The sequence below is a fragment of the Candidatus Protochlamydia naegleriophila genome, assembly GCF_001499655.1.
GTDB lineage: Bacteria > Chlamydiota > Chlamydiia > Chlamydiales > Parachlamydiaceae > Protochlamydia > Protochlamydia naegleriophila.
The window spans coordinates 1-12,453 of the sequence record NZ_LN879502.1; the positions used below are offsets into that span (position 1 = coordinate 1).

Here is a 12,453-nt window from a genome sequence, read left to right on the forward strand (position 1 = left end):
AAATTGACGTCTATAAATAACAGTAATTAATTAACTATCACCATTCAATTGTTGTTTTAATCTGTTTAATTTTGATAAAGAACTGTTGATTTTAGAGATTTGCCATTCGCGTAGCGGCCTATAAATGTTCAATAGGAAGGGATGGCAATTATTGGCAAATTGTGGAAGGTTGATGAAAGTGTTCATAACCCCTCATTTTCTGTCAGTTTATTCGTTGATAATAGGTCGATAAAATAATCACCTGTCTGTAACTCTCTTTTTTTCGACAGCCGACAAACAAGGGATTAACAAAGCCAATGAGAGGGAAAAGGGTCGGGTTATAGACAAATCCACAAAGTATAAAGAAGAAGATAAATTTATATATAAATACATTCTTCTTGAGAGAAAGGTGTGGAAACTTTATTTTTCTCAGTAAACAGTTTCCACATTCATTTTTCCATGGCAGTTAATCATGAGCTTGCAATCTTCTTATTTCTTTGACGTTACTCAATTTTCACATGCAGCCTTGTTTGAAAATGATCCGGAGCCGTGGAACATTTTAGGACGCTTGGAGTCCTATATCAAACAGCTGCCGTTGGGGAAGATTCTAGGAGAGGTTTCTTCTGAAGCCTATCTAATTAATCCCGAGCTCATTTTCCTTGATGAAGGAAGTGTTGTAGAACCTGGAGCCTATATTCAAGGGCCTTGTTGGATCGGCAAAAATAGCGTTGTACGTCATGGAGCTTACATAAGAGGAAATTTTTTAGCTGGAGAGCGTTGCGTCATTGGGCATGACACAGAAGTTAAAAATAGCCTATTTTTAGATCGTGCCCATGCGGCCCATTTTGCCTATGTGGGGGATAGCATTTTGGGCAACCAGGTCAACCTGGGTGCTGGAACTAAGTGTGCCAATTTCAAGTTAGATCAAAAAACAATTACGGTTCATTATCAAGGCGAGCGCATTCCTACCCAATTGCGTAAATTTGGCGCAATCATTGGCGATCGGAGCCAAATCGGCTGCAATTCGGTCACGAATCCGGGTACTCTCATTGGGCAAGAGGTGAGATGCTATCCTTGCCTCAATATTGGCGGCTGGATTCCCACCCGCTCTTTAATCAAACCAAGCCATGAAGTAAAAATCAGCTCTTATTAGACTTCCATCAAGGCTGATTTTGAAGATGCCCATTAATCGTAAATTGAAGCACTTTTAAAGACATTTGCTATTCAATCTTCTATCGCTTACAATTAACCTCACCAAATGTCCATTTGGCATGGTTATTCACAACTGTAATGAATCTCCACACCCCTTGTTTTTGATCAGAAAATTGGTTTATCCAATTGAAAATTAATGTTTTAGGTGTTGGTCTACCAGGGGCTATCCGTAATTGGTGAACAATTTGTCCACATTTCAACGTTCGGGCTTTTATGCAAATAACTAGACCTTCCTTTTCCTCCATTTTAGAGCCCTATAAACGGCAAATCGAGGAATTAATTCAAGCGAACATCGCTACTCTAGGTAGCAAAACATTGCTCAGAGATGCCTGCGAATATGCCTTATTGAATGGAGGAAAGCGATTTCGGCCAGCTTTGGTTTTGATGATTGCCAAAGCGTTGAATTTTCAGGTCGATGTGTCGCAAGCGGCTTTAGGTGTTGAATACTTTCACACAGCTTCTTTGATTGCCGATGACTTGCCTTGCATGGACAATGATGATGAAAGGCGCAATAAGCCGGCATTGCATAAGGTTTATGGTGAGTCTGTGGCTCTTTTGGCTACTTATGCCTTGATTGCGGCTGGCTATCAGTGTTTGGCCCGCAATGCCGCTTCATTGGCAGGCAGTGCCCATCCTTTTGCCAATCAAAGCGATCGTCTCTGCGTGCTGGCTTTAGAGAACGCGACCCATAATACCGGCATTTTGGGAGCGACGGGGGGGCAGTTTTTAGATCTCACTCCGCCAGACCTTTCTTTGTCAACTCTCAGAGAAGTGATCGACAAAAAGACCGTGACTCTATTCGAGATTTCTTTCGTTTTTGGATGGATTTTTGGTGGGGGCGACTTGGAGCAGCTTCCCCTGGTCAAAAAGAGCGCTGCCCATTTTGGCATGGCTTTTCAGGTTGCCGACGATTTAGGAGACATGGCACAAGATCTCTCGCATGAACATACGATGAATTTTGCCAATGTCTATGGCAAAGATTCTGCCGTCGCCCTTTTCCATGAAGAGATTGAACAGTTCAAGCAAACTTTGCAGGAACTCAGCCTCTCATCAGAAGAATTGCAAGCCTTGAGCGCGCTTCTCATTGAGCAAGTGAACCACCTTGCCTGAATAGGCTGTTTTTGCGGTTTTAAGGCCTTTGGGGCCAAAAAAAGGCCCTCCCTGCACTTTTTTACCTAATGAACGGTTTTATGTGTAGGGAGGGCCTTTTTGTGAGTAGCAAGAGGTTAGTCGTCTAGTGCTTCTTCCATATCTTCAGATGCCGCTGCCGCCGCTGCTGCTGCAGCTGCCGCTTTAGACAGCATTGGCTTAGAGCGATTTTCTTTGTACTGTTGGTAAATCAAGCCTTCAATTTCTTCTAAGAGCTTGGGATTGTTTTTAAATTCTTCCCTGACGGCTTCCCTTCCTTGGCCCAAACGCTGTCCTTTATAGCTGAACCATGCTCCTTTTTTATCGACGATATTGAATTCTGTCGCCATGTCGATAGCCGAGCCTGTACGAGAAATTCCTTCGTTGAAGAGAATGTCAAATTCTGCGATTTGGAAAGGAGGCGCCATTTTGTTTTTGCTCACCTTAACTTTGACGCGGTTGCCGATTTCTGAGTTGTCTGGTCCTTTAATGCCTCCTGTGCGCCGGATGTCTAAGCGAACCGAAGAGTAAAACTTCAGGGCGCGTCCACCAGTCGTCGTTTCCGGATTGCCATAGACGATTCCAATTTTATCGCGGATCTGGTTGATGAAAATGGCGCAGGTATTGCTTTTAGCAAGAGCAGCAGTCAATTTACGCAGTGCTTGCGACATCATGCGAGCCTGGAGCCCCATGAATTGATCGCCGATTTCCCCTTCCAATTCTGACTTGGGAACCAAAGCTGCCACAGAGTCGATGACAATGACATCTACCGCGTTTGAGCGGGCGAGCATTTCGGCAATATTAAGCGCCTCCTCCCCGCTGTCGGGTTGAGAAATCATCAAGTCATCCAAATTGATTCCAATTTTAGCCGCATAGCTGGGGTCAAGAGCGTGTTCCGCGTCGATATAGGCTGCTAGGCCGCCATTTTTTTGGGCGTTGGCAACGATGTGCAAAGCCAAAGTAGACTTTCCAGATGATTCTGGGCCATAAATTTCAACTACTCGTCCACGTGGAACACCGCCAATTCCTAAGGCGATATCTAAGGCGAGGGCTCCTGTCTTGATCACGCTCATCTCTTTTTCCAAAGAGTGTTTGCCGAAAGACATGATGGCGCCATCACCAAATTGTTTTTTAATTTGAGTCACTGCTAGACTTAACGCTTTTTTGCGTTCTGTGTCAGGTGCCGGTTGAGACATATGAACTCCTTTGAGTTTGAATAATTTTATACAATAGCTGAAGAGAAAGACTTGCCGTCAGTCCACAAGAGAATAGGCATACGCATTTGTGTTGGCATCTGAGGGCGAATGGGATAATTAAAAAGAGCCTTAATCATAACTGTTTTAGGATTAAGATGCCAGAGAAGAAAGTTGTTAAAAAGCTTTTTAATTTTAAATCCCTCTTTTTCCTGTCTCCTATGTAATAAATTTTTTTTCAGGCTCGCTAAATATGATCCTGACCTGGCATTTATACATTCGCAACATAGGAATGTCATAATCAAATCTGCATACCTTAAACTTTTTGTGTGAGAGTGATTATGGGTCGTGTTTCACGTTTAGTAGAGAAATATGAATTACTGGCACAACAACAAATCTCTCCCAGTGTTGTGAGTCAGCCTTCGCAATCTTGTCCGGAGTTTCGAGCCAAGGTAGATGTTAAGGTTCAAAACGCATCTACAAATAGCTCCTTGCTTTCGCTTTCTCAAGAAGATGAACATATTTGTACTGGATTGAAGGACAAAAGGGGTTCTCGAATTGATGTCATTAAATCTAAGCCTGATTTGAGAGAGCCTGCTAATGAAAGACATTCTGTTTTAAAGGGGGATGGAAAAAGCACTTCTTTAAAAGCTGTGGGACAGTCTAAAACGGCCTTAGCCGTTAATAAGGCCTCTCATTATTTTTTGCTTTTGAATGAGGCTGACGAGCATCATTTGGCTCAGCTTCTTAAGCCTGTTGATTCTACGATTTTCTTGGGAAAAAAGCCGGGCAATTTATCTGGTTTGCTAAAAACTAAGGAGGGGGCGCTTTGTTTTAAAAACATGCTCGAGGTGGCAGAAGAGGCTATGAAGCTTGATAAGTTGGCTGCTTTGGCACTTTTGCAGCGCATGAAGAGCAATGAGTGGGCAAAAAGTGTGATGCGCTTTCATAGCACTTTAAAGTCTCATCATCAAGCCCTTTATCATCAGATTGTCGATCAAGTGGTTAAAGATTCGGGACATCTTTTTGCCGAGGCCATGCATCGGATTGATCGGCAGGAGCTATTCAATCGCATTCAAAGCGGGGATAAAATCGAGCATTTATCGCAAGTTTGCCCCCATTTAATTCAATTGGCTAGCTTATGGGATCAAATCAAATTCACAATTATCGATGAAGTTCTGAAAGAAGAAGAGGTAAAGCAGCGCACAGCAATCATCGAACTCTTCATTCGGGTTGCTTATCAAGCCATGGAAAAGTATGATTTCTCAACCGCAGCAGCGGTCTGGGATGGGTTGCAAAGCGAATCGATTCGGGAAAATCGGCTAGTAATGAGTTGGGATGGATTGTCGAAAGAATCTACAAAAATGCATCACATGCTTACGGAAAAGCTAGGTAAAATGTGCTCTGCTATCAACGAAAAAGATATGAAGAGAATGGCTGAATTACCTGCCAAAATCCACAGCATTCCACTGCTTAATCCTTATTTAGCAACGCTTGTGATGGCAAAAGAGCGGCAAAAGGCCTTATCTCAGCAAATCTTGGAAGAAGAGAAATTGCTTCAAGAAGATGTATCTTTCTTTAATAAATGTAAGTCGCTCAAACGGGAAGAGGGGATCAAAGACAAGATCGAAGAATTAGCTAAGGAGCTTAAGGCGCTGAATCGTGAAAAAAATAAAAAGGTCTGTAGCCTGGATTTGATTAACAAAATAGAAAACGTCGCCTCGCGTTTGAAACTGGCTCAGACTGTCCACAAGGCGGTTATTTTACCAAGCGATAAAGATGTGTTCTCCCGTTCCATCCATTTAGAGCATATACATGCTTTGGAAAAAGGAATAGAAAAATATGATCGTCAGATGAGCCTCGTCATTGAGATGATTTTAAAGCTAGCCGATCAGATGAGACACTATTTAAGGCATGTTTCCCACTATGGTACTGACCTTTGGATCAATCGGCGGCACTTGAGCTTTGAGCAACGGAAAAAAGCTGAAGAACAGGCCTATCAACGCTCTTTAAAATTGGAGCCTCTAGCGGGTATTCGGGACGAGTAAAAAACAGGGGATAATAGGCCTTGACTGCGAGCCAGTCTGCCCTTACAAATAGCTATGCTGGTTTTGTTGGATTGCTGCGGTTGAGGCGTTTAAACCAAGCAAAGAGTTGTTAGTGAGCGATCATGGGCTTCAGATGGAAGCGAATAAAAAACTTGTTCGTGAAAACCAATTCCCCATGCCACTAAAGAGGGGAATTGGTTCAACAACCTGTCATAAACCCCCTTTCCATATCCCAGGCGATGTTTTGTCTCAGGATCAAATCCCAAGCCTGGAATCAGAGCAAGGGTGACAAGGGATGGGTCGATTAGCTTGGCATTCTGCTTGCTCGGCTCTCGAATTCCCAAGGAATTTGGCTCTAGGCCATGTAAATCTTCAACTAAAAAGAGTTGCAGCTTTTCCCCTTTCATTTTGGGTAAGACGAGCCTGCCTTCTTGTGCCAGACAGCCATTTAAGGGGTCTAAAGAGAGCTCGCTTCCAAAGCTTGCGTAGGAGAGGATGAATCTAAAGCCTTTGCAGCGATTCCAAAGGGTTTGATTGGCAAACGAAGTGGCGGCTTGGCGGCGGGCTGATGAAATTGAGCGCCGCATGGCTTTGAGATGAAGGCGGCAGCTTTGCTTAGCCAAGGCTGCCGTAGAGGTAGTGGAATTAAAAATCTGGCTTTCCATTGACATAGGGAATTTTTTGAACAAAATGGCCATCCGCGTCAAAAATGGTAACGATCCCTTTGCCGGCAATGACTTGTGTACTAGGTGTTTTTTCACCTTTGCGGAAATAGTCACCCCTGACTAGCTTATCATTGTCGTATTCTTCGATCATCATGAGATTGCCATCGCGGTACCAGGCTGTGGATACGCCATGTTTGGTGTTATTTGCCATCTCTTTTTGACTCTCTTGCGTTCCATTTGGGTACCAGGTGCGAACATGCCCTTGAATCTTTCCTTCATACCAATAAAAAGCGAGTTTGGGCTGAAGCGGGATTTGAGCCGATATCCGCTCGTAGTAGTCGATTTCTTCGCCATGCTTGATTTGATTTTTGACGTGATAGATGCGCTTGAGGCTCCCTTCGCGGTCGAAGACTTTTACCTCTCCTTCTAAAATGCCATCCTGATACTCTTGAAGTTCTCTAATGCATTCTTTGCCGAAAGTGGCGCGCACCCCAGTGCCTTGCTTGACTTCTGCTATAAGCGTTCCCTGGCAGTCAAAGTATTGGCCATTTTCCAGTCTCCCCTTGCAATAATCCTCTTGGCTGGCCAAATGCTGGGCATCCCAGTAGCGGAAGGCTGGGCCCTGCTTTTGCCCTTGGACATAGGTGATTTGTTGGAGAATTTCGCCATTGTCTTTATAGATGTCAACGACGCCATTGATTTGATTTTTGCTGTAGGGAACTCTCTTCCAGACTTGGCCACATGTGTGATAATAGATGGCTGTGTCTTCCAAAGAGCCCTGGTTGTAAAAGATTTCAGCCAAGAGGCGTTCATCTTCATCCCATGCATAGCTTGGGCCGTCGAAAAGCCAAGAGCGCTCGGCTGCTGGCGTAACGTCTGGCGATCCGCCGATAACACGAGTGGAAAGGCTCATGCTGCCATTTTCATGCCATTCGTAGTAGTAGCCAAAGGCTCTGCCATTTAAAATCTGCAAGAACTGCTTTGGATTGCCGTTGCTGTGGTAGGTCGTCACGACAGAGCGCACATTTCCCTTTGAATCTCTGGCGTAGATGCGCAATACCTTCTGATAGGGCTGAGATGTCAAGAAGTCGACTTGTTGATATTGATTAAGCCTGTCTTTGTTGCTGATCGTCTCGGCAAATCCATTACGGTCGATGATATGAATACTCGTCAGTGGAAGGAGACGCTTTCTGCAGCCTGAACGCTTAGCTCCTGTAAAAGTCAGGAGAAGCAACCCTAAGAGCATCCAAAGGGCAGCTTGTTTAAAGAACTTTAGTTGTCTCATAAAAATTCCCGTTTCAGCAATTTGAGGTTAAGAACAAACACTTCATTCTTTTCATTCACCTTCTTTTTATCAAGCTTGAATTCGGTGATGATTAGTTGAGGGCGATTTGGACCGGGTGCAAAGGAACCTATCTGAATCCCCTCGATCCGGGCTAAAATTTTTTGAAGGTCGGTGGAACTTACTTCGACTGGATGAACGAGCGTTTCAATCGTTTCTTGAAATAAAGGAAAGGCTTGTACGACCCCTTCCGAAAAAACCAGGCTATTGCCTTGGCTGGTCAATAATTCCAGCCGTTTTTTAATCTTTTCGTCGTTGGAAAAATTTTTGTCGGCCGCGATTTTTTGCAGCGTTTCGATCTCAGGTTCTAAAAACACCAAAGTTTCTAAATACTTATCGATATAGAAGTGGTCTGCATCGCGAAAGTGCTGTCTGACGGCCAAATTAAGCGCCTGTTTTTTTTCTTTGACGAAGGCTTGATGCTGCAGGCTCTCCAGCATTCCATTCAGCTCTTCTAATTGCCCTCTTTGCGAGAAGAATAAGAAGACAACGAATAAAAAAGGAAGCAAGCCAATGACCATTAAATAAGCAACGGCCCGATTGAGTGGAATCGTTTTTAACATAAGTTACTGACTAGGATAAGAGGTTTTATCTTTTAAGTAGAAAGAGGTCTTGTAGCGTCCCCGATTTGAACTCCACTTGACTTCCCCTTTGGGGTCGACCCAATCATTGGACGCAATCAAGGCGTCATGAAATTCGCGAGCCCATTTGGGCGTTGGGCTACTAAATTCCAGCTCAACTTTGACCTGATATTTGTCCTGTTTTTTCCCCTGCATGGGTCTCTTTAAAATAACGTAGCTCAAATTTTCGATCTGCAGGCGCGTTTGACGCTCTCCCTTGTCGTCGACATAAGACACTGTGGGGTGCATGCTGAGCCACGCTAAAACATCGCTTACGCGGGGGATGTTGGCGAAAAGTGGAAATGAGTCGGGTGTCGCCTTTAAATCTTTTTGAATAAAGGCGAGCCGTTCCATCAGATCTTCGCTGTCAAGATCGACCACTTCGACCACTTCCCCTTGAAATTTTGCACGGGCAGTTGGTGTCTTGGCCAAGAAAGCCGTCTCAAACTGCTCATATGATTTGTTCATTCCCTCTAGAGTATTCACGTACGTTTGCTTCAGCTCATCTTCTCGGTATTGCAGGTAGGATTGGCCGAAGGAATAAAAAACGAAGCTTAGAGCTATCATCAGAGCAAAGTAGAGGGCCATTGGCACTTTCAGTCTTCTCCAGGAGTGAGGATAAGCCATCACGCCTTGGCGAAAGTCAATCGCTGGTGTCGTCTTTGGTAAACCGCATATGGCGAGTCCAATCGGAAGGGCATAAATCAGTTTGTCTTGATCTGAAAAAGAGTCATCCTTTTTCTCTAAGGTTAAAAGCGGAAGCTGCAGATGCTGGGCTATGGCTTGAGTGAGCTCGGGCCATTTGGCTATCTCGCCAGTAATGATCAAGCCGGCTAAGGTTCGGTTCGATTCTTTGGACATGGCATGACCCATTCTGGCTGCCAGCTTCTTTAAGCGGTCGATGGCCTCCCTCACGCTCGCAGGTTGCGAGGAAGCAAGAATGGATTCGCCTGTCTTGATTTCACTTGCCTGCAGCCTTTGCAATCCCTCTTTTTGGGCAAAAGAGGTTACCATCTGCGACTCATTCATCAAAAGAGAGGTTGCCACCAGTTCTTCAAGGTGCAGAATTAAATAGGCTTGATCTGCGGCTATGTAGGCCTTGCCAAATTGACAAAGAGCGGCTTGCGTACAGCTCACTTTTTCTGGCTCTATCCCAAGGGGCGACCATTGCTCGAGTTGGGTTTGCAAGCAGTCTTGACGAGTGGCTAAGACTAGCAGCTGGGTTTCGTCGCTCTCTTTTTTGATGGTTTGCCGCGTTAAAAGAGCTTGATCGACTGAATAGGGAAGAAGCGGTTCGGCCTGAAAAGAGAGAGCTGCATCGATGTCTTTATCTTTAGTTAAGGGCAGCGAAAGGGGACGCAATAGCACTTGTGTGCCATCGAGGCCAGTCGTTAAAACGGGATGGTTCGTGTAAAGCCGTTTTACATTAGAGAGTGATTCGTTCGGGAGGTTGAATAAATCGAGTAAAACAGGCTGGCCTTGCTTTTCGATCACCTCGGCTCCTTTGACGCAAGCGGGGGTGAGTTCAAGCCCAATTGACTTTAAAGATGGAAGAAGCTCTAACATGACACCTATTTTTTAATGCTTTAAATTATGAATTCTAATAGAATTTTTATATTAATTCAAGCAACTAATTTATTTATAGTGACTTACAAAGTCGTTTAAAATAAACAAAGTAGCGCTCATTGTTCTAACATGACTGGACCATCAAAGATAGAGATGACTTATGTTGATTGCCATTAAATTGATAAACGTTTTTTTTCAAGTATATACGCTGATGCTTTTTGCGCGCATCATCGCTTCCTGGTTTCCGCAACTCTATGAATATCGCCTGATGCAATTCGTTGCGTATTACACGGAGCCTTATCTCAATTTTTTCCGTCGCTTCATTCCCCCATTGGGAATGATTGACTTTAGTCCGATTGTGGCGTTTATCTGCCTCAGTTTTATGCAGAGTTTAATTATCAATTTACTATTGGGATTTGTGCGATAATGTCGATTCATGCCTCTCCAATTAAGTTTGGCAATCTGAAGTTGCCCAATCGAATTTTCTATGCGCCTTTGGCGGGGTGCTCCGATTTTCCTTTCCGAAAAATGTCGGCCCATTATGGTCCAGGTTTGATGTATTGCGAGATGGTGAAAATGGATGCTCTTGTGCGCCATGATCCCCATACCTATCACATCTTGGATTATTCGGCTGACATGCATCCAATCGGCGGCCAGCTCTGTGGAAGCAAGCCTGCCTTGGCTGGGCAGGCGGCTAAGATTATTGAAGACTTGGGATTTGATGTCGTCGATCTAAATTGTGGATGTCCTGTTGATAAAATTACCAAGGATGGAAGCGGATCGGGCTTATTAAAGACTCCAGAATTGATTGGTGAGATTTTATCGAATATGGTGGCTGCGGTTAAGATTCCAGTAACGGTGAAAATTCGCGCGGGGTGGGATGAACAGCACATTCAGGTAGCCGAAATCGTCAAGATAGCCGAGGAGGCTGGTGCGCAAGCCATATGCGTTCACGGGCGTACCCGTCAACAAGGTTATCGTGGGCCGGCTAACTGGGATCATATCAAAGTGGCTAAAGAAGCTGCTACGACTATTCAAGTGATTGGTAATGGGGACGTCTTAGACGGCCCTTCTGCAGAAAAAATGTTTAAAGAAACCGGCTGCGATGCGGTTTTAGTTGCGCGTGGAACGATGGGACAGCCTTGGGCCGTGCAGGATATCCTGCGTCATTTAGACAATTTGCCCCCGCTTGAGCGCACGCTAGAAGATTGTCGTCAAGCATTATATGAGCACTTTTTATGGACCCACCACTACCATGGCGACCATCGCGTTTGTGTCGACATGCGGCGTGTCGGGTGCTGGTATCTTAAAAAATCTTCTGGAACGCGTCAATTCAGAGAATTGATCAGCCGAGCCACGGAGATGAGTGTGATCAAAGATCTGATTTTGAATTTCCCGTTGGGAGATTTGATTGAGATCGATGATACAGGGCAAGAAGCTGATTGTTGTGTATAACTATTATTTATGATATATCCCATATCATTGAAGATAGCTATTTCGAACGCGTCCAGGATGATGGAAAGATAGTTAACTCATCAGCCCTTGGATTCTCTACCTGCATTTCCAACTAACAAATTAAATTTCATCGACTCAAAGGAGCTTATCATGGAACACTCCTCTCAAGATGTATATGAAATGCATGCAATTGTTAAAGGAGAAGTGCAGGGAGTTGGATTCCGTGCACTGACTCGCTATCAGGCTCAAGGACTGGGCCTGAGAGGGACTGTGCGAAATCTGTCTGATGGAACGGTTGAAATTTACGCTCAAGGTTCCAAGCAGCGTTTGGAAGAGCTCATTCAAAAGCTTAAAGAAGAGGCTCTTCCAGGACAAATTGAAGAGGCCTCTATAGAATATTTTCCTATAGAACAGTGTCACGATGATTTTCGCATTTTACATTAGAAACCTTGCTTAAAGGAAGGCATCTCTATGACCACACCAACACCAGCTGTTCGTTTAGCTGTCAGGGATTACCCTGCCGATTCAAAGCCTATTATCGATCAAAAATGGCGCAACCTTCTCTTTCTTGATTGGGAATACGATCCGTCAACCATTCAGCAAACCCTTCCTAAAGGTTTGACTGTTGATACGTTTCAGAATAGGGCTCATGTGAGCATCGTTGTTTTTGGCATGGAATCAATCAAACCCAAATTTTTTCCCTTCTTGCCTGTGATTGCAAGCATGCTCGAGGTCAATGTTCGAACCTATGTTTACGACCAAGCTGGTGTGCCCGGTGTTTGGTTTTATTCCTTGTATGCCAATCAATCGTTTGCGGTGGATATGGCGAAACAATTTTTCTCTCTCCCTTATCTCTTGGCTAATATTACTTCAACGACCGATGACGAAAGCCAATCAACCGTTCTTTGCCAGCCAGAAGGGGGGCAGTTTCAATCCACTTTTGTCTACAAAGCGGAGAAAGCGACATTTACGGCAGATCCTGAATCGCTGGAGTTTTTTTTGACCGAGCGCTATGCACTATTTTCCAAACAAGGCAATAGCATTGCGCTTGGGCGCATTCACCATGAACCCTATCCTCTAACACGTGCAGAGGTCGCTCAATGGGATACTCAGCTTCTAGAAGTCAATGGGCTGGTCAACCCAAATAGAGCTCCCGACCATGCTATTTTTTCACCCGGAGTCGATGTCGAAGTTTTTATGCTTAAGGATGGCGCAGAAAAAGCTTAGCAAAAATTTGCTTGCTAA

At 44.4% G+C, this 12,453-nt stretch carries 12 protein-coding genes; 7 read left to right on the top strand and 5 right to left on the bottom strand.

Going from position 1 to position 12,453, the window contains the following annotated elements:
- Positions 1 to 451 precede the first annotated feature (451 nt).
- The gene (locus tag PNK_RS00005; RefSeq protein ID WP_032124694.1) at positions 452 to 1,132 is read left to right on the top strand and encodes an acyltransferase; all 681 of its coding nucleotides are present in this window, start codon (positions 452 to 454) and stop codon (positions 1,130 to 1,132) included.
- A gap of 272 nt (positions 1,133 to 1,404) precedes the next feature.
- The gene (locus tag PNK_RS00015) at positions 1,405 to 2,301 is read left to right on the top strand and encodes a polyprenyl synthetase family protein (RefSeq protein WP_051981795.1); all 897 of its coding nucleotides are present in this window, start codon (positions 1,405 to 1,407) and stop codon (positions 2,299 to 2,301) included.
- Between the two features lie 116 nt (positions 2,302 to 2,417).
- Here the strand turns inward: PNK_RS00015 and recA are convergent, their stop codons facing one another.
- Positions 2,418 to 3,515, bottom strand: a complete 1,098-nt coding sequence (gene recA / locus PNK_RS00020; RefSeq protein ID WP_032124695.1) for a recombinase RecA — start codon at positions 3,513 to 3,515, stop codon at positions 2,418 to 2,420.
- A 338-nt stretch (positions 3,516 to 3,853) separates the two neighbouring features.
- Between recA and PNK_RS00030 the strand changes: the two genes are divergently transcribed.
- Complete coding sequence (locus tag PNK_RS00030) at positions 3,854 to 5,560, top strand: RasGEF domain-containing protein (protein ID WP_059059500.1); 1,707 nt, start codon at positions 3,854 to 3,856, stop codon at positions 5,558 to 5,560.
- 89 nt (positions 5,561 to 5,649) lie between these two features.
- Here PNK_RS00030 and PNK_RS00035 read toward each other — a convergent pair whose 3' ends face one another.
- The 4 genes from PNK_RS00035 to PNK_RS00050 are packed head-to-tail and all read right to left on the bottom strand — an operon-like array spanning position 5,650 to position 9,753.
- The gene (locus tag PNK_RS00035; protein ID WP_158021643.1) at positions 5,650 to 6,231 is read right to left on the bottom strand and encodes a 5-formyltetrahydrofolate cyclo-ligase; all 582 of its coding nucleotides are present in this window, start codon (positions 6,229 to 6,231) and stop codon (positions 5,650 to 5,652) included.
- The gene (locus PNK_RS00040; protein ID WP_051981797.1) at positions 6,206 to 7,510 is read right to left on the bottom strand and encodes a toxin-antitoxin system YwqK family antitoxin; all 1,305 of its coding nucleotides are present in this window, start codon (positions 7,508 to 7,510) and stop codon (positions 6,206 to 6,208) included. Before PNK_RS00040 ends, PNK_RS00035 begins: the two co-directional genes overlap by 26 nt.
- Positions 7,507 to 8,130, bottom strand: a complete 624-nt coding sequence (locus tag PNK_RS00045; RefSeq protein ID WP_032124698.1) for a hypothetical protein — start codon at positions 8,128 to 8,130, stop codon at positions 7,507 to 7,509. Before PNK_RS00045 ends, PNK_RS00040 begins: the two co-directional genes overlap by 4 nt.
- A gap of 3 nt (positions 8,131 to 8,133) precedes the next feature.
- On the bottom strand, positions 8,134 to 9,753 hold the full coding sequence (locus PNK_RS00050) for a hypothetical protein (protein ID WP_032124699.1): 1,620 nt from the start codon (positions 9,751 to 9,753) through the stop codon (positions 8,134 to 8,136).
- Positions 9,754 to 9,913: 160 nt separating this feature from the next.
- Between PNK_RS00050 and PNK_RS00055 the strand changes: the two genes are divergently transcribed.
- The 4 genes from PNK_RS00055 (at position 9,914) to PNK_RS00070 (ending at position 12,435) form a co-directional block, all read left to right on the top strand.
- Positions 9,914 to 10,180 carry a YggT family protein gene (locus PNK_RS00055; RefSeq protein WP_231909259.1) on the top strand — a complete coding sequence of 89 codons (267 nt, stop codon included), beginning with the start codon at positions 9,914 to 9,916 and terminating at the stop codon, positions 10,178 to 10,180.
- Complete coding sequence (gene dusB, locus PNK_RS00060) at positions 10,180 to 11,208, top strand: tRNA dihydrouridine synthase DusB (RefSeq protein WP_032124700.1); 1,029 nt, start codon at positions 10,180 to 10,182, stop codon at positions 11,206 to 11,208. The genes PNK_RS00055 and dusB overlap by 1 nt, the downstream gene beginning before the upstream one ends.
- Positions 11,209 to 11,358: 150 nt before the next feature.
- A complete protein-coding gene (locus PNK_RS00065) occupies positions 11,359 to 11,652 on the top strand; it encodes an acylphosphatase (RefSeq protein ID WP_032124701.1) in 294 nt (97 codons plus the stop codon).
- 27 nt (positions 11,653 to 11,679) lie between these two features.
- Complete coding sequence (locus tag PNK_RS00070) at positions 11,680 to 12,435, top strand: YqjF family protein (protein ID WP_032124702.1); 756 nt, start codon at positions 11,680 to 11,682, stop codon at positions 12,433 to 12,435.
- The last annotated feature ends 18 nt before the right edge of the window (positions 12,436 to 12,453 follow it).